Here is a 17,147-nt window from a genome sequence, read left to right as displayed (position 1 = left end):
GGATTACCCATTTAAGTTAAGTAACGATAGCCTAGGAGATACACCTGTACCCATGCCGAACACAGCAGTTAAGCCCTAGTACGCCTGAAGTAGTTGGGGGTTGCCCCCTGTTAGATACGGGAGTTGCTTAGCGATATTCCGCCATAGCTCAGTTGGTAGTAGCGCATGACTGTTAATCATGATGTCGTAGGTTCGAGTCCTACTGGCGGAGTTTTTATGAGGGAAGTTAGCTTCTCTTTTTTTATGCCATAAAGTCTCAAAAAAAGCATTAGTAGGCTAATGCTTTTTTATGTTGAAAAAGGTATCATATAAAGCTTGAATTGCTTTTTTTTCTTCACTTTTATTGATAATAAATAGAACGGATACTTCACTTGCACCTTGAGATATCATTGCGATATTTATATTTTTGTCAGAGAATGCTTTTGTAGCTTTTGAAGTGACACCCACATGACTTTTCATGTTTTCACCTACAATCATGATAATCGAAAGATTTCTAATGATGTCTACTTCATCAACTTCTAATTCTCTATTTAAACGATTGATGATTTCTCTTTCTTTTATGGGGGTTAACTCTCTTTCTCTAATAACGATAGACATATCATCAATACCTGTTGGCATGTGTTCCCATCTGATATTAAGATCTTCTAGAATTTGAAGGACTTTTCTTCCAAAACCGACTTCTCTATTCATTAGATATTTTGAAAGATTGATACTTATAAATTTGTCATCAGATGCAATTCCAACTACTGGAAGGTTTTTATTTTGATGTTCAAGAATAATTTTAGTTCCTGGATGCTTGGGATTATTTGTATTTTTAATGACTATTGGGATTTTACCTCTGTAAGCTGGAATAAGGGCTTCATCATGAAGAACTGAAAACCCTGCATAAGCCAGTTCTCTCATTTCTTTGTAGGATAGTTCTTCTATAGATTGTGGTTTTTTTACAATTCCTGGGTGTGCTACAAAAATACCATCTACATCTGTGAAATTTTCATATAAATCTGCATGTATACCTGCGGCTACAATAGATCCAGTAATATCTGATCCTCCACGGGAGAATGTACAAATATTATCATCTTCTGTAACACCAAAAAAACCTGGTATTACTTGTATGGTTGTTTCATTTTTTATTTTGTTAATCTTAGAATAACTTGACGATAGAAGTTGTGCATTGCAAGAGGAACCTTTTACTATAATTCCTGCATCTTTTGGATGAAGGTATTTTGCTTTTAAACCATTTTTTTGTAAAAAAGAGGCAATTAATTTTGCATTATTGTTTTCCCCGCTTGCTAGAAAATGATCAAATAGATAGGGATTATTTTCTTTTGGTAATTCAGAGAGACCTCGAATACTTTCAGAAATATCATTTAGTAAACTTTGACTTAATTTGAGTTCTGAAATAATATCTTCGTAGCGCTTTATAAGCCAATTTTGATGTTCAATTAATGATTGATCAGTGATGTAACTGTTATAATATTCAATTAGGGCGTCTGTAACTTTAGTGTCATTATCATGGCGCTTACCTGGTGCGGAAACTATTACAATTCTTCTTGAGTTATCTTGTTTGATAATATCTAAAACTTTATTAATTTGTTCAGCGGAGGCTAATGAGCTTCCACCAAATTTTATAACTTTCATATGAAACACCCCTTTAAAATATTAAATTAAATTATAGCAAAATTTCAAAAAATTACTAGTCTTTTGAGAATGGATTTTAGATTGATTAATAGTTTTGTCAGCATTCTGAAAGAAAGGTTAGTATTGGTAAATATTTTTTTTTGATGTTATAATGTAGTTCGACTGGAGATTTAAAATGTTAAAAAAATGCTATATTTTATTAATAAGTTTTGTTTTTTCTATTTCTGTATCTCGAATTTTACAAAGTGATCAAATAGATTCATCACAAACTAATCCTCTTACATTAAATGATCAGACTGAGACTGTTGTCGCTGAAGATAAATCAAGTGATCAAACAGATAATTCTAATGTCTCTGAGGATCCAACTAATAAGGAAAGAACGCTAACCTCAACATCATATGAAACAGACTCTGAAACGGGGAATCAAGTGAAAGTTGAGACATATTCTGATGGTTATATGGTTAAAACAGAGGAAACACCTATTCCATATCAAACTACCTATATAACAGATGCTAATATTGAAGACGGTGTAGAGAAGGTTCAAGTTCCTGGCCAAAATGGTGTACGTTATCAGATTAGGACTAGTACAGATAACTTTGTAACTTGGACTCAATCTTTTGAAACTAAGGAACCCACAACAGAAATTATTCGTGTTGGTACAAAAGTAGCTCAAGCTAGTGATTCACAAGACAATACAAATACTTCAAGTTCTTCTAAAACTGAAGACAGTAAAACTAGTTCAACTACTAAGAAGAATAATTCAAAAACTATAGTTGAAAATAATGACTCACAATCTTCTTCTGATAGTAGCAAATCAAATGAAACTAAAACTAAGAAAAATTCTAAAAAAGAGGCTAAAAATCAAAATAAAACAGCCAAGTCTAAAAAGAAATCTAAAAAATCAAAAAAGAAACTAAAAGATTTACCTGGTACTGGAGATGAGACTGAAAATAAGGCTATTTTGTCAGGTTTACTCCTAGTTACACTTGGTGCTGTATCCTTAATATCATATACCACTAAAAAAATGAATAAATAAAAAAAGATATTTGCTATATCTTTTTTTTTATTTATTGTAAAACTGTATGGGTACAGATAATACATTTTTATATAGATGAAAATGTATTATCGTGTTAGAATGTATCCATGGTAAGATACAAAGCAATTATTTCTTATGACGGGACATTGTTTAATGGTTTTCAAAGACAACCTAAAGGAACAAGAACTGTTCAAGAAGAACTTGAAAAAACACTAAAACAAATAAATAGTGGTAAAAAAGTTTCTGTACACGGTGCAGGAAGGACAGATGCGGGTGTCCATGCTTATGGACAAGTTATTCATTTTGATCTAGATGACAATCGCGATATTGAAAAACTTAGATTTGCATTGGATAGTCAGACTCCAGAAGATATTGCGGTAGTTACTGTTGAGATAGTATCAGAAGATTTTCACGCAAGGTATCAAAAACATTTTAAAACCTATGAGTTTTTAGTAGATATCGGTAGATCTAAAAATCCGATGATGCGACATTATGCAACTTCCTATCCTTATCCTTTGAATATTGCTTTAATCAAGTTGGCGATAAAGGATTTGGTTGGCCAACATGATTTTACAGGATTTACTGCTTCAGGAAGTAGCATTGAAAATAAGGTGAGAACCATTTCTAAAGCTGATGTGATTTTTGATGAGAAACGGCAATTTTTAATTTTTACTTTTACTGCTAATGGATTTTTGTACAAACAAGTTAGGAATATGGTGGGAACTTTATTAAAAATTGGGAATGAACGAATGCCTGTAGGTCAAATTGCTAAAGTATTAGAATCAAAAAATCGTCAAGATGCTGGACCAACTGCTGCAGGAAATGGATTATATCTTAAGGAAATAATATATGAAGACTGAATTAGCATTAACAATAGCAGGTAGTGATATTTTTAGTGGTGGTGGATTACAAGCTGATCTCACAACTTTTAGTCAATTAGGAATTTATGGTATGGTTGCTCAAACCTGTTTAACAACCTTCGATAATGACCAGTTAAAAATTGATATTTTTTCTGCAAATCGTTTTTTATCACAATTAAATAGCTTTGATAAGATTAGTTTCAATGGGATTAAAATAGGTTTATTACCGAGTGCTGAAATTATCAATCAAACTAAATCCTTTTTGGAAAATCAAAATTGTCAAAATATTGTCTTGGATCCCGTTTTGGTTTTTAAGGAAAATAATTATCAAGAGATTCAAAATCAAAAAGAATTACTCAAATCATTATTTTCTAATATTACAGTTTTAACACCAAATCTAAAAGAAGCTGAGATTCTATCTGGGATAACTATTAGAAATAAAACGGATATGATAGATGCTGCCAGATATCTTTTTGATTTAGGTATCAAATGCGTTGTGATAAAAGGCGATCAGACGATTTCTTCTAAAAAAGCCATTGATTTATATTTTGATGGCGAAAACGTTGAATTCTTGGAAAATGATAGACTAAATAAAAAAAGTCACGGAGCAGGTTGCACATTTTCTTCAGCAATTACAGCATTATTAATCAAAGGGTATTCTTTATTAGAATCTGTTAAAATTGCCAAAGGACTGGTTTATAAAACTATTAAGTATGGAAATCATTTTGGGGTGAGTCAATATGCATTCAAAAAATAATCAATTAACACAATTGGCGATATTAATTGCACTATCAATTGTTTTAGGAAAATTTGTCAGTATACCGACACCAACAGGCTTTTTAACACTACTTGATGCTGGTATTTATTTTACTGCCTTTTTATTAGGACCAAATCAAGGAATGGTAGTTGGTGGGGTTTCAGCATTTCTTATTGACCTCTTATCTGGATATCCCAACTGGATGATCTTTAGTTTGTTTGCTCATGGGGGACAAGGTTATTTTGCGGGACTAAAAGGGAAGAAACGTCCCTTTGGTCTTGCTTTAGCTTCCTTAGTTATGATTCTTATTTACTTTATAACCAGTGGGTTTATGTATGGTTTTGGAGCAGCAATTGCTGGGCTACTTGGAAATACATTCCAAAATTTCTTTGGTATGTTAGTTGGTTATAGCTTATTTAAAGCCTATCAAAAATATAGAGGTAATAAGTGATAAAAGGAGAAAATCATGGATCAAGAAAAACTTATTAGTGATGTAAAACTAATTTTAGATGATATTATCGAGCGTTCAGCCATTCAATCTGGGGAACTATTTGTTCTAGGATTATCTTCTAGTGAAGTTATTGGTGGAAAAATTGGGAAAAATTCCAGTCAAGAAATTGGTGATATCATTGTTAGAACAATTTTTCAGCAATTAAAAGAAAAAGGTATCTTTTTAGCTGTTCAAGGTTGTGAACATGTTAATAGAGCTCTAGTTGTTGAAAGAGAAGCAGCTACTAAATTTCATCTAGAAGAAGTCAATGTTATTCCTAGTTTACATGCAGGTGGTAGTGGACAAGTTGCGGCTTTTAAATGGATGGAAGATCCAATTGAAGTCGAAGAAATTGTAGCTAAAGCTGGATTAGATATTGGAGATACCAGTATTGGAATGCATGTAAAACGTGTACAGGTTCCTTTGATACCAAAAATGAGAGAATTGGGTGGAGCACATGTTACAGCTTTAGCCAGCCGTCCTAAATTAATAGGTGGTGCAAGAGCAGCGTATAATACAGATCCAATCCGAAAATTTTAAAAGACAGTCAATTGACTGTCTTTTTAGTTATTCTGTTGACTATAAATATGAGCTGTAGGAAGTGGGATATTAGCTTTTAACAAAGCAGATTGGTATTTTTGGTAAAATTCATGGTAAACATTAAATTGTTCTCCATTTGTTGTATAAATAGCAACCCTAAAGACAAATTGCCCATTTGTAGTCGTTTGAGGTCCGATAATACTTGGTTCGCCAACAATCTCAGGAAATTTCGATATTTCAGTTTGATTGATTTTTTCAATGATAGAAGTAATTTGTTCTAAGTTAGCAGTAGTATATAAAGGAATGTCAATTAAGGCACGCATATTCCCTCTAGATTTGTTACTCACCACTGTAATATTACGATTTTGAATAAAATGCAGTGTGCCGTCAAATCCCTTTATTTGAGTAGTTCTAATACCAACATTAGCAATAATACCATCTATATTGACAATATTCACTGTATCGCCTACTTCGAATTGATTTTCAAAAAGGATAAAGAAACCGTTGACAACATCAGATAAGAAACCTTGTGCACCAAGCCCAATGGCCACACCAGCAATTCCTGCACCAGCAAGGAGGCTTGATACCGGAACACCTAAAATACTTAATACCCAATAAGCTAAAAAGAAATATAAGCAATAATTGAGCATATTATGACTTAGCTTTAAGAGTGTTTTTTTTCTTGCTTCTGTTTGATGGGTAAAGGCAAAAGAATTATTTAAAGCTTTTTCAAAAGCGAGATTGATAATATATCTAATGATAAGAAAAAGTATGAATATTAATACTAGAGAGATGATTTTATTAATAATATTGACCATTAATTGTTCAATATTAATGTGATCAAGATATTTTAAAATATAGGTCATTGAAAATCCTTTCTTGTGATTTCTAGTGTATCAAAAAAGAGTAAAAAGAAAAACTCTTTTTTACTTAATGACACTTTGAGGTAGATTCTTTATCCTAAGAAAACGGTTTAGGATAAAGTATAAAAAAACTTTAAAAAGCTATTGAATTATGATAGAATGAACTGTATCGAAATTATTTTAAGGAGAAATGACTTAATGTCTACATCATTTGAAAACAAAGCTACAAATCGTGGCGTTATTACATTTACAATCAGTCAAGAAGAAATCAAACCAGCTCTTGATCAAGCATTCAATAAAGTCAAAAAAGATGTTAATGCACCAGGATTCCGTAAAGGTCATATGCCCCGTGCTATCTTTAACCAAAAATTTGGTGAAGAAGTTCTTTATGAAGATGCTTTAAATATTGTTTTACCAGGTGCTTATGAAGCTGCAGTTGAAGAATTAGAACTAGATGTTGTTGCACAACCAAAAATCGATGTTGTTTCAATGGAAAAAGGTAAAGATTGGGAAATCTCAGCTGAAGTTGTCACAAAACCTGAAGTAAAACTTGGCGACTATAAAGATTTAACTGTTGAAGTTGAAGCTTCAAAAGAAGTTACAGATGCTGAAGTTGATGAAAAAGTTGAACGTGAACGTAAAAATCTCGCTGAATTAGCTGTTAAAGATGGTGCAGCTGAAGAAGGTGACACTGTTGTTATCGACTTTGTTGGTTCTGTAGATGGTGTTGAATTTGATGGTGGTAAAGGTGATAACTTCTCACTAGAACTTGGTTCAGGTCAATTTATTCCAGGATTTGAAGAACAATTAGTTGGTTCAAAAGCTGGTGAAAAAGTTGAAGTTAATGTCACTTTCCCAGAAGATTATCAAGCTGCTGATTTAGCTGGTAAAGCTGCAAAATTTGAAACAACTGTTCATGAAGTTAAGGTAAAAGAAGTTCCAGAATTAGACGATGAACTTGCTAAAGATATCGACGAAGAAGTTGACACACTTGACGAATTGAAAGCCAAATACCGTAAAGAGTTAGAGTCAGCAAAAGAAATTGCATATGATGATGCTGTCGAAGGAGCTGCAATTGAATTAGCTGTTTCAAATGCTGAAATTGTTGAATTGCCAGAAGAAATGGTTCATGATGAAGTACATCGTTCAATGAATGAATTCATGAGCAATATGCAACGTCAAGGTATCTCTCCAGAAATGTACTACCAATTAACTGGAACAAGTGAAGAAGATTTACACAAACAATACGAAGCTGATGCTGACAAACGTGTTAAAACTAATCTTGTTATCGAAGCAGTCGCAAAAGCAGAAGGTTTTGAGGCTTCAGATGAAGAGATTGAAAAAGAAATTAACGATTTAGCAACAGAATACAATATGCCTGTTGATCAAGTTCGTTCATTACTTTCACCAGAAATGTTAAAACATGATATTGCAATGAAAAAAGCAGTAGAAGTTATTACTAGCTCAGCTAAAGTAAAATAAAAAATAATTATACAAAAAGAGAGTGATGATGTTTGCTCTCTTTTTTTGTATTTTCTCATATGTTTACGAAGTATCTAAATAATTAGATATAAATTAATCTTATAACTGACTACTCGATATTAAATTGCATTGTATCTATTATAGTGGCATAATTTTACTGTATTTTATGAATTTATTAAGTTTTTAAAAATTTGGGGTAAACTATGGCTTCTAAAAGAAGAAATCAGAAAAAATCAAAACAATCATCAAATGGGAATTTTGGAATAATTAATTTAGCACTATTAATATTATTTACAATATTATCTATTATTGTAAGCTTTATGATGTATAGCTATAACTTTTTGGCTTTTCATCATCTTAATATTGTGATTAGTGCTATTTTATTATTTCTTTTTTTCTTTACATTGGTTATGTTATTTCGAAAAAAAGCAAAGTTGTTAACAATGATAGCTTTGATAATAGCAAATATTGGACTTGCTATTATGTTGTTTGCTTTTAAAACGACCATTGATTTTACTGGTGAAATGAATAAAACCGCATCATTTTCAGAAATTGAAATGTCTGTTGTTGTCCCAAAAGATAGTCAAATCAGCTCTATCAGTGATGTCAAGAGTGCTGAAGCACCAACTGATACAGATGCAAGTAATATCAAAGCTCTTAAGAAACAACTGAAAAAAGAGAAAAATAAGACTTTAAAGACAAATAGTGTTGATTCTTATCTTACTGCTTATAATCATTTAGTTGCGGGAACTTCTGAAGCAATGGTCATGAATAGTGCTTATTTGTCTTTAATTGAGCAAAATGATAGTAATTATGCAGATAAAGTCAAAACCCTATATAGTTACACTATTAAACGAAATATCAAGAGTTCAAAGACAAAAACAAACACTTCAGGTGTCTACAATATTTATGTGAGTGGTATTGACACCTATGGCCCAATTTCTACGGTTTCACGTTCAGATGTCAATATTATTATTACCGTAAATATGAACACACATAAAATTCTATTAACGACAACACCTCGAGATTCATATGTGAAAATTCCAGATGGTGGCGCTAATCAATATGATAAATTGACACATGCTGGTATCTATGGTGTTGAAACATCAATGAAAACACTTGCTAATCTATATGACATTACTATTGATGATTATGCAAGAATTAATTTTACCTCATTTATTAATCTGATTGATTTGTTAAATGGTATTGAAGTTGATAATGATACAGCCTTCTCTGCAGGTGGTTATAATTACCCTAAAGGAAATATTACATTAAATTCACAACAAGCACTAACATTTGTGAGAGAAAGACATGCACTTGAAGGTGGCGATAATGATCGTGGTAAAAATCAAGAAAAAGTGATTAAAGCCATAATTAATAAGTTGACGTCTATTAATTCATTATCTCAATTTTCATCAATTGCCACAGGCTTACAAAATTCAGTACAGACAAATTTAAGTTTAAGTCAAATGATGTCAATGGCTAATAGTCAATTAGAAAGTAAAACAAAATTTACTGTTGACTCACAGGATGTTACAGGTACAGGTTCAACTGGGGAATTATCTTCTTATGCTATGCCAGGGTCTGCTCTTTACATGTATAAACTTGACGATAACAGTGTCGCTAAAGCCAAAGAAGCTATAAAAGCAACGATGAAAGGAGAGTAAATGTTCGATATTCATTCACATATCGTTTTTGATGTCGATGATGGTCCATTAACAATATATGAAAGTTTAGCTTTGATTGGAGAAAGTTACAGACAAGGTGTGAGAACAATCGTATCAACATCTCATCGTAGAAAGGGAATGTTTGAAACACCTGAGGATGATATTTTTAATAAATTTAGTCAGGTAAAGTTTGAAGCTGAAAAAATGTACGATGGATTAACCATTTTATATGGTGGCGAGCTTTATTTCACAAGGGATATTCTTGAAAAATTGGAACACAATCGTGTACCAAGGATGAATGATACCCGATTTGCATTGATTGAGTTTTCGATGACAACACCGTGGAAAGAGATTCATTCTGCTTTGTCACAAGTTTTGATGCTTGGTGTCACACCAATAGTTGCTCATATTGAACGTTATGATGCCTTATCTTTTGAAAAAGATAGGGTACGCGAACTTATTAATATGGGTTGCTATACTCAAATAAATAGTGCTCATGTTTTAAAAGCAAAACTATTTGGTGATAGGTTAAAAGTATTCAAAAAACGAGTAAAATATTTTCTTGATGAAGATTTGGTACATTGCGTAGCAAGTGATATGCATAACCTTAAAAAGAGACCTCCATTTATGGAGGAAGCAAGAAAAATAATTGAAGAGACTTATGGTTTGAAAAGAGCCACAAAATTATTTGAAACTAATCCTAAAACATGGATTGATAATGAGTTTTTATAGGAGATATAATGAATACAAATGAGACACCCTCAATTGCAATTGACGTTTTAAGTCTTTTGAAAAAGTTATGGATGAAAAAGACACTTATTTTGTTTATGGCCATATTTGTTGGCGTGTTAACACTTTTAGTAAGTGCTTTTCTCATTAAACCATCTTACACATCGTCAACGCGTATATATGTTATTAACCAACAAAATTCGGATAACTTAACAGCACTTGATTTACAAGCTGGTGGTTACTTAGTTAATGACTATAAAGAAATTATTACATCTCGTGATGTGATGAAGGATGTTATTGCTAATAACAATGTTACCTTAACACCTGAACAATTGAGTAAGATGATTACTGTGACGATACCAGCAGATACCCGCGTTATCTCAATTTCAGTAACGAATCATGATCCACAACAAGCTAAAACTTTAGCTAACTCAGTTCGTGAAGTGGCTTCTGAAAAAATCAAATCCGTTACAAAAGTACAAGACGTCACTCCTCTTGAAAATGCGGAGTTGCCAACGTCACCATCATCACCAAATATTAAACGTAATACTTTAATTGGGGTCTTGATTGGTGGCTTAATGACAATTGTTGTTATTATCTTAAAAGAAGTCTTAGATGACCGTGTCAAACGTCCTGAGGATGTTGAAGAAGTCTTGGGAATGACCTTGTTAGGTATCGTTCCAAACACAGACAAGATGTAAGAGGTGCTATCGATGTCACATTTAGAATTAGTCAGATCAAAACAAGAATTATATAACACTGCAGAAGAATACTACAATACCATTCGTACCAATATCCAATTTAGCGGACGTGATTTAAAAGTAATTGTATTGACTTCTGTTCAACCCAACGAAGGAAAGTCAACAACATCTGTTAATTTAGCAATCTCATTAGCAAAAGCAGGATTGAAAACATTGTTAATCGATGCGGATATTCGTAATTCGGTTATGTCAGGTACGTTTAAGTCTGACAGTAAATATGAAGGTTTATCAAGCTACTTATCAGGAAATACAGAACTTTCAAAAGTGATTGTTAGTACCAATATTGATAAATTAATGGTTATCCCAGCTGGACAAGTACCACCTAATCCAACAACCTTACTTCAAAATGCGCATTTTAATCAAATGATTGAGACCCTACGAGGTATTTTTGACTATATTATCATTGATACACCACCAATTGGTCTTGTTATTGATTCCGCTATTGTTGCACAAAAGGCAGATGCTTCTATTTTAGTAACGCAAGAAGGAGTTATCAAAAAACGTTTCATTCAAAAAGCAAAAGACCAAATGGAACAAAGTGGCGCAACTTTCTTGGGAATTATCTTAAATAAAGTTGAAAATACAGTGGATTCTTATGGTGGCTATGGAGCTTATGGTGGCTATGGAGCTTATGGTGCCTATGGTAGTTATGGATCATATGGTAAAGAAAATGAGAAAAGTAGAAAAGCTTCACGTAGAAGAAAATAGAATTCGTATTAATTAATATACAGAAGTGATTGATGTTGCGAAAAAACATCAGTTTGTATCAGTTTTGAGAGAGTTTAGAGAATGAAGAGAAGTCAAAAGAGGGTTATTTTATACTTTATTGATGTGGTGATGATTAGCAATTATTAATTGTTTTGATACTTATGAACACAGAGTTGATCTTTTAGTCAGTTATTTCATTGAAAATGGGAACCATGTGTCTGTTTTTTCTTCTGACTTTAGACATATAAAAAAATCAAAACGAAAAGGTAAAAAGGAGCATTTTATCTTTGTCAAAACAAAGCCATATATTAAGAATTTATCTTTGGCTAGACTTTCTTCTCATTCTAAATTTGCAAGAGATGTTTTTAAAAGACTAGATAGTAGCTATGATTTAATATGGATATTACTTCCACCAAATTCTCTTGTTAACCAGGCCTTAAATTACAAAAATAAAAATTACCATACAAAAATTGTATTTGATATTATAGGTGTTTATCGTCTAACCATGAAGAGTAATAGTGATAATTTCAGACAATCTTCAATTCAAGGAGTGATGAAGCGTATCAAAGCTAAAGGAGCCAAAGTCATTATTTTTGAGCCAACATTGGAAGATGATTCGACATTCTTTGGCAGTCGCGTTGTTAATGATTTAGAACAGTTTAAAACTCGGTCTCAAGCAATTATCGCAAATAGATATGATTCGAGTCTAGATGATGTTGTTCAAAAAGTCTATACGAGAGATATCTTCCGCAGAGATTAGTCTTTTTTTAAAAAATAATTGCTAACGGTATTATTTTTTATTTCGCTAATCTTGTTGATAAAGTCCTATAAATCTTTTGACGAATTGATGATTTTAGCGTAAAATAGTAGGGAATGATAAAATAAGGAGAACTGCCTTGGAATTAGAAGTATTTGCTGGACAAGAAAAGAGTGAGTTATCAATGATTGAAGTTGCGCGTGCTATTCTTGAAGTGCGTGGCCGTGACAATGATATGTATTTTAGTGATCTTGTCAATGAAATTCAAAACTATTTAGGAAAATCTGATTCTGCTATTCGAGAAGCCTTACCATTTTTCTACACAGATTTAAATACTGATGGAAGTTTTATTCCATTAGGTGAAAACAAATGGGGTTTACGTTCTTGGTATGCAGTTGACGAGATTGATGAAGAAATCATTACTTTAGAAGAAACGGAAGAAGGATCAGGCAAACGTAAGAAAAAACGGGTTAATGCCTTTATGGATGGCGACGAAGATGCCATTGATTACAATGACGATGATCCAGAAGACGAAGATTTCCAAGAACCAACTGAAGAAGTTGAGTACGAAGAAGAAGATCCTGACGATGAAAAATCTGAAGTGGAATCTTATGACTCAGAATTAAACGAAATCATCCCAGATGAAGATATTGACGAAGAAGTCGAAATCAACGAAGAAGATGATGACGATGAAGAAGAGGAAGAAGACGAAGAATAAATGAAGCTCTAAAACATTTTCTTGGCAGAATGTTTTAGCTCAATACATTGAAACTTTTTAAACCGAAAAGTTATCACATAAACAAAAAAGAGAACGAGAAGTTGTTCTCTTTTTTTTGTTTATTTTTTTAGAGAGACACATTTCTATCCCTCGCTTCTTAGTTGTGCAAACACTCGATCTTATCGAGATTGCATCCATTTGTTAACTTCTTGTTCGGTGTGAGAAAACAAATAAGGATTTTTAGAGTCGCAAAAAGATATTGACAAAAAGACAATAAAAACATATATTTATTTTATATTATTAAAAAATAGTTAAAGGATAATTTGATTAAACTAATAAAGTTAAATATATGTAAAATAGTGTTTTTAATGATTATTACCGCTTTTATTGTAGGAATAACCAATACTCAACTATTAGAAAATAAAGTGTTTGCTGATTCTACTAAAGTATCAAATAAAACAAATTCTAATACATTGAAAGAAAATAATAGTAAGTCTCGAAATGAAAAGACCTATGATTCGACAAATGTTGTAGAAGCTTCTGTAACTAGCGCTAAAGATGGTAAAAGTATTACACATACTTTGGATAGTTCTATGAAAACAGCTTGGGAAGAAAATTCTCTGGGAAGTGGTGTTGGAGAAGTATTATCTTATAAATTTGATGCTGTCACACATATCGCAAGAATACTAATCACAAATGGTGATGTTTCTAGTAAAGAAAATTTTTATAACAAAAATCGTATTGCCAAGGCTAAAATCAGCTATTTCAATGAGGATAAATTAGTATTAGTCCAACAAGTTGAATTTAAAGATGGTTACACCCAAAAGCCTCATAACATCGAACCAAATAAGAAAGTCGATGTGAATAAAGTCAAAATAGAAGTGACGGCTGTCCATAAAGGGAAGCAAAAAAATACCTTAGCTGTCTCTGAAGTGACTTTTGGGAATTTAGAAAAACACCATTTTAAAAATAAGTTCAACCAACTGAGAGAAAAATAGGTAACTGATAAACAAGCTGAAGAATTCATTAAGTATGTAGATCAGTACGCAGATAAAGCTATTGCTATGTCAGCTGTTTCTTCTAGAGCAGAATACTACAGAATGTATGAAAGTCGTCAATATCATTATAAAAAAGAATTTGTTGAAAATCTCAAAAAAGTATACTTAGAATCAGGTGCATCACACGTTATCAGTAAAAAAGACTTGATTTCTGCATTTGACAATCCAAGTAGAGGTTATTCAATTGGTAGACAAGAACATGGGCTGTTTGTCACAAGTATTGCTGAGGATAATGCTCATCTTCATGATGATAAAGGAGCCTTAAAAGCCTTACAAGAAATTGAAGAGATTAAGGGTGTTGATAAAGGGAAATACAATGATGGCGCTTATCAATTTGAATACGATGCGACACTTACTAAAACTATTAATCAATTAGGATTTATCAGGACTGCAAACGGGGATACCCCAGGAGCTAGCTCCTTAAATATTCCAGGATGTCAGACATTTGCCGGTAAAAATATTCAAAATTCTGAGAGTGAACTCATCTTTCTTTCAATTGATGTCAAAGGTATTTCTTCGAAAAAAGTATTAGCAGCTATCAAATCAAAAGGCTACTATGAAATTGTTAATCCAAAGATTATTACACCTAAAGGTGAGCGAAAACAAGTTGATGGTCATTTTAAAATTAAACTATTGGAAGCTAGAAAGTAGGTAACCATGTATAACTGTCCAAGTGGTTATGAAAAGTACATACCATTATTTAACAAAACACTTGATAAGGAGACATTAACCCGTTATTTTGTTGGTCAAGATAAGAAATACCGACTAAACAATCGAGAATCATTGATGTCTGACATCTCTGATACTGAATTTATTTTAGAATATTGTCTTTATCCCGTATTTTTACAAGGAAAGACTGACATCAAAGATCTGACACAAGAGACACTTCTTAATATGTCTACGAGTAATGATCCTATTCAGATCTATCAAGCCTTACTATTTCTCAACTCTCAAAATATGTTACTTCAATACTATGAAGCTGTTCCTTTCATAATCGAACAAGAACCCATTTTATCCAATATCAAAAAAGCGATAGACGATACTGCTTTAGTAAACAAAATGAAAACCTATCAAGTTGGAGAATTTGCACAATATAAAGACAGTTTGTTTGATATGTTAGAGAGAGTTTTACAAACATTCTAAACTAAGATTAAGGATATAAAGTCAATGAAAAAAAGATAAGAAAATATAGTAAAGTAGCTGCTGTATTATCTGTAGCAGCCATCATATGTAATCTTGCAACAGCAAGTGCTGAATCCAATAATAAGCCTTCAGAGCCTACATCTGCTAGTGACACATCTGTAAGTAATACATCTAGTGATAGTAGCTCAAGTTCTACTGGTACTGAACAAGGACATACAATGTCAGATGAAACCACTTTAGGAAAAATGGCTGACAATCCTAAGCAAGATAAGATGCTTAATTCAGATAAGATGATTCATACTAAACCTAAAGAAGTACCAACGGAATCAAGCAAAGAAGAAACAAAAAAGAATGAAGAAAAAGATCACACCAATGCTTTAAATGATGGTATTTATGGGTTGAAATATAATGAATTGGAAGTATTGGCAAAAAATGGAGAAACGGTTGAAAATTTCGTTCCTAAAGAAGGAAAGAAAAAGGCAGATAAATTTATTGTTGTTGAAAGAAAGAAAAAAGACATTAATACAACACCAGTCGATATTTCTATCATTGATTCTGTGACTGACCGTACCTATCCAGGGGCTCTTCAGTTGACTAATAAAAATTTTACTGAAAATAAACCTGATGCACTAATCACAAAACGTAAACCACAAACGATTCATATTGATTTGCCAGGTATGGGAGATGCAGCTACAGCTGAAGTGGAAAATCCTACATATGCAAATGTTTCAACGACTATCGATAAGCTTGTTAATAAATGGCATGATAATCATTCAGGTGGTAATAGTTTACCTGCTCGTACACAGTATTCTGAAACGATGGTTTACTCAAAATCCCAAGTTGAGGCAGCTTTAAATGTTAATAGTAAAATCCTAGATGGGACATTGGGAGTTGATTTTAAATCTATCTCAAAAGGTGAAAAGAAGGTCATGATTGCTGCTTATAAACAAATCTTTTATACCGTATCAGCAACACTTCCTAACAATCCAGCAGCTGTTTTTGATAAATCTGTTAGCTTTGATGAATTAGTTAAAAAAGGTGTCAGCAATTCTGCACCACCATTGTTTGTAAGTAATGTCGCCTATGGTCGAACAGTCTTTGTAAAACTAGAAACAAGTTCTAAGAGTCTTGATGTTGAAGCAGCATTTAGTGCAGCTCTTAAAGGAACAGATGTTAAAAAAACTGGGAAATATTCAGATATTTTAGAGAATAGTTCATTTACCGCATTAGTATTAGGTGGTGATGCGGCAGAACATAATAAAGTAGTCACTAAAGATTTTAATGTCATCAGAAATGTGATTAAAGATAATGCAACCTTTAGTCGTATAAATCCAGCATATCCTATCTCATATACAAGTACTTTTCTTAAAAACAATAAAATTGCTGGAGTCAATAATAGAAGTGAATATGTCGAAACAACGACTACTGAATACAATAGTGGAAAAATGAAACTTATTAATAAAGGTGGCTTTGTTGCACAATTCAGAGTTCAATGGGATGAGGTTGACTATGATGCAGCAGGTAAGGAAATCTTGACAAAGAAATCATGGGATGGCAATTATCAAGATAGAACCTCACCATTTTCAACGGTAATTCCACTTCCTGCAAATGCTCGAAACATTAAAGTATTTGCTAGAGAATGTACAGGCTTAGCCTGGGAATGGTGGAGAACGGTCCTTGATGATCAAAATGTTAAATTAGCAAAAGAAATTGAAGTCAGTCTATGGGGTACAACGCTTTCTCCTGGAGGAAGTATTGAGTATAAAAATTAGACAGCACTATTATGATTGTAAACAATAAGATCATGGTAATAATCTATCTGATATTTTGAGATTTACTGATTATCAACAAATCTCATAAGTTAGTTAATTATAGTCCAATAAAAGATTGACAAAAAAGTAATTATAGTTTATATTATTATTCGGGCACCTCTTTATGAG

The 17,147-nt window shown here is 32.4% G+C and carries 17 protein-coding genes, 1 tRNA gene, 1 rRNA gene and 1 pseudogene; 18 read left to right on the top strand and 2 right to left on the bottom strand.

Annotated features, from left to right (window positions below; translation table 11 throughout):
- Positions 1 to 16: 16 nt before the first annotated feature.
- A 5S ribosomal RNA gene (gene rrf / locus STRUR_RS08850) occupies positions 17 to 132 on the top strand.
- Positions 133 to 137: 5 nt separating this feature from the next.
- Positions 138 to 211, top strand: a tRNA-Asn gene (locus STRUR_RS08845).
- Between the two features lie 65 nt (positions 212 to 276).
- Here the strand turns inward: STRUR_RS08845 and STRUR_RS08840 are convergent.
- Positions 277 to 1,638 (bottom strand): aspartate kinase, encoded by a 1,362-nt coding sequence (locus tag STRUR_RS08840; RefSeq protein WP_006738983.1) that lies wholly within the window; start codon positions 1,636 to 1,638, stop codon positions 277 to 279.
- A gap of 175 nt (positions 1,639 to 1,813) precedes the next feature.
- On the opposite strand from STRUR_RS08840, the gene STRUR_RS08835 reads away from it, so the two are divergent.
- The 5 genes from STRUR_RS08835 (at position 1,814) to STRUR_RS08815 (ending at position 5,321) form a co-directional block, all read left to right on the top strand.
- The gene (locus STRUR_RS08835; protein ID WP_006739529.1) at positions 1,814 to 2,674 is read left to right on the top strand and encodes a G5 domain-containing protein; all 861 of its coding nucleotides are present in this window, start codon (positions 1,814 to 1,816) and stop codon (positions 2,672 to 2,674) included.
- Between the two features lie 107 nt (positions 2,675 to 2,781).
- Entirely contained in the window at positions 2,782 to 3,534 is a 753-nt protein-coding gene (truA, locus tag STRUR_RS08830) for a tRNA pseudouridine(38-40) synthase TruA (RefSeq protein WP_006739920.1), read from the top strand.
- A complete protein-coding gene (locus tag STRUR_RS08825; protein ID WP_006740446.1) occupies positions 3,524 to 4,291 on the top strand; it encodes a bifunctional hydroxymethylpyrimidine kinase/phosphomethylpyrimidine kinase in 768 nt (255 codons plus the stop codon). Before truA ends, STRUR_RS08825 begins: the two co-directional genes overlap by 11 nt.
- On the top strand, positions 4,275 to 4,742 hold the full coding sequence (locus STRUR_RS08820) for an ECF transporter S component (RefSeq protein ID WP_006738669.1): 468 nt from the start codon (positions 4,275 to 4,277) through the stop codon (positions 4,740 to 4,742). The genes STRUR_RS08825 and STRUR_RS08820 overlap by 17 nt, the downstream gene beginning before the upstream one ends.
- 15 nt (positions 4,743 to 4,757) lie before the next feature.
- Positions 4,758 to 5,321 carry a TIGR01440 family protein gene (locus STRUR_RS08815; RefSeq protein ID WP_006739665.1) on the top strand — a complete coding sequence of 188 codons (564 nt, stop codon included), beginning with the start codon at positions 4,758 to 4,760 and terminating at the stop codon, positions 5,319 to 5,321.
- A gap of 23 nt (positions 5,322 to 5,344) precedes the next feature.
- Here STRUR_RS08815 and STRUR_RS08810 read toward each other — a convergent pair whose 3' ends face one another.
- Positions 5,345 to 6,187 (bottom strand): mechanosensitive ion channel family protein, encoded by an 843-nt coding sequence (locus STRUR_RS08810; protein ID WP_006740145.1) that lies wholly within the window; start codon positions 6,185 to 6,187, stop codon positions 5,345 to 5,347.
- A 195-nt stretch (positions 6,188 to 6,382) separates the two neighbouring features.
- On the opposite strand from STRUR_RS08810, the gene tig reads away from it, so the two are divergent.
- The 11 genes and pseudogenes from tig to STRUR_RS08750 all read left to right on the top strand — a co-directional run bounded on the left by tig (position 6,383) and on the right by STRUR_RS08750 (position 16,979).
- Positions 6,383 to 7,666 carry a trigger factor gene (tig, locus tag STRUR_RS08805; RefSeq protein ID WP_006738454.1) on the top strand — a complete coding sequence of 428 codons (1,284 nt, stop codon included), beginning with the start codon at positions 6,383 to 6,385 and terminating at the stop codon, positions 7,664 to 7,666.
- A gap of 203 nt (positions 7,667 to 7,869) precedes the next feature.
- A complete protein-coding gene (gene cpsA / locus STRUR_RS08800; protein WP_006738939.1) occupies positions 7,870 to 9,333 on the top strand; it encodes an LCP family glycopolymer transferase CpsA in 1,464 nt (487 codons plus the stop codon).
- Positions 9,334 to 10,065, top strand: a complete 732-nt coding sequence (cps4B, locus tag STRUR_RS08795; RefSeq protein ID WP_006739959.1) for a capsular polysaccharide biosynthesis protein Cps4B — start codon at positions 9,334 to 9,336, stop codon at positions 10,063 to 10,065.
- Positions 10,066 to 10,073: 8 nt separating this feature from the next.
- Entirely contained in the window at positions 10,074 to 10,763 is a 690-nt protein-coding gene (locus tag STRUR_RS08790; protein WP_006740429.1) for a Wzz/FepE/Etk N-terminal domain-containing protein, read from the top strand.
- A 12-nt stretch (positions 10,764 to 10,775) separates the two neighbouring features.
- Positions 10,776 to 11,531, top strand: coding sequence for a tyrosine-protein kinase (locus STRUR_RS08785; RefSeq protein ID WP_006738926.1), 756 nt, complete (start codon positions 10,776 to 10,778; stop codon positions 11,529 to 11,531).
- A gap of 481 nt (positions 11,532 to 12,012) precedes the next feature.
- Positions 12,013 to 12,291, top strand: a pseudogene (locus tag STRUR_RS11930) (UDP binding domain-containing protein); the annotation flags it as partial.
- Between the two features lie 136 nt (positions 12,292 to 12,427).
- Complete coding sequence (rpoE, locus tag STRUR_RS08775; protein ID WP_006739698.1) at positions 12,428 to 13,006, top strand: DNA-directed RNA polymerase subunit delta; 579 nt, start codon at positions 12,428 to 12,430, stop codon at positions 13,004 to 13,006.
- A 368-nt stretch (positions 13,007 to 13,374) separates the two neighbouring features.
- On the top strand, positions 13,375 to 14,004 hold the full coding sequence (locus STRUR_RS12165) for an NADase-type glycan-binding domain-containing protein (RefSeq protein WP_006739950.1): 630 nt from the start codon (positions 13,375 to 13,377) through the stop codon (positions 14,002 to 14,004).
- 66 nt (positions 14,005 to 14,070) lie between these two features.
- Entirely contained in the window at positions 14,071 to 14,715 is a 645-nt protein-coding gene (locus STRUR_RS12160) for a nicotine adenine dinucleotide glycohydrolase (protein ID WP_040832804.1), read from the top strand.
- A 6-nt stretch (positions 14,716 to 14,721) separates the two neighbouring features.
- Positions 14,722 to 15,207, top strand: coding sequence for an NAD glycohydrolase inhibitor (locus STRUR_RS08760; protein WP_006738505.1), 486 nt, complete (start codon positions 14,722 to 14,724; stop codon positions 15,205 to 15,207).
- 35 nt (positions 15,208 to 15,242) lie between these two features.
- Positions 15,243 to 16,979: a thiol-activated cytolysin family protein gene (locus STRUR_RS08750; protein WP_196792587.1), complete on the top strand. Its 1,737-nt coding sequence runs from the start codon at positions 15,243 to 15,245 to the stop codon at positions 16,977 to 16,979.
- The last annotated feature ends 168 nt before the right edge of the window (positions 16,980 to 17,147 follow it).

Origin of the sequence: Streptococcus urinalis 2285-97, assembly GCF_000188055.2 — a bacterium.
Classification (GTDB): Bacteria; Bacillota; Bacilli; order Lactobacillales; family Streptococcaceae; genus Streptococcus; species Streptococcus urinalis.
Note: the sequence above shows the minus strand (reverse complement) of the source record. Positions and strands in the feature narration are given on the sequence as shown.

Coding starts and splice junctions, on each gene's coding strand:
- STRUR_RS08840 (WP_006738983.1), bottom strand. CDS start 1,638: ATGAAAGTTATAAAATTTGGTGGAAGCTCATTAGCCTCCGCTGAACAA.
- STRUR_RS08835 (WP_006739529.1), top strand. CDS start 1,814: ATGTTAAAAAAATGCTATATTTTATTAATAAGTTTTGTTTTTTCTATT.
- truA (WP_006739920.1), top strand. CDS start 2,782: ATGGTAAGATACAAAGCAATTATTTCTTATGACGGGACATTGTTTAAT.
- STRUR_RS08825 (WP_006740446.1), top strand. CDS start 3,524: ATGAAGACTGAATTAGCATTAACAATAGCAGGTAGTGATATTTTTAGT.
- STRUR_RS08820 (WP_006738669.1), top strand. CDS start 4,275: ATGCATTCAAAAAATAATCAATTAACACAATTGGCGATATTAATTGCA.
- STRUR_RS08815 (WP_006739665.1), top strand. CDS start 4,758: ATGGATCAAGAAAAACTTATTAGTGATGTAAAACTAATTTTAGATGAT.
- STRUR_RS08810 (WP_006740145.1), bottom strand. CDS start 6,187: ATGACCTATATTTTAAAATATCTTGATCACATTAATATTGAACAATTA.
- tig (WP_006738454.1), top strand. CDS start 6,383: ATGTCTACATCATTTGAAAACAAAGCTACAAATCGTGGCGTTATTACA.
- cpsA (WP_006738939.1), top strand. CDS start 7,870: ATGGCTTCTAAAAGAAGAAATCAGAAAAAATCAAAACAATCATCAAAT.
- cps4B (WP_006739959.1), top strand. CDS start 9,334: ATGTTCGATATTCATTCACATATCGTTTTTGATGTCGATGATGGTCCA.
- STRUR_RS08790 (WP_006740429.1), top strand. CDS start 10,074: ATGAATACAAATGAGACACCCTCAATTGCAATTGACGTTTTAAGTCTT.
- STRUR_RS08785 (WP_006738926.1), top strand. CDS start 10,776: ATGTCACATTTAGAATTAGTCAGATCAAAACAAGAATTATATAACACT.
- STRUR_RS12165 (WP_006739950.1), top strand. CDS start 13,375: ATGATTATTACCGCTTTTATTGTAGGAATAACCAATACTCAACTATTA.
- STRUR_RS12160 (WP_040832804.1), top strand. CDS start 14,071: ATGTCAGCTGTTTCTTCTAGAGCAGAATACTACAGAATGTATGAAAGT.
- STRUR_RS08760 (WP_006738505.1), top strand. CDS start 14,722: ATGTATAACTGTCCAAGTGGTTATGAAAAGTACATACCATTATTTAAC.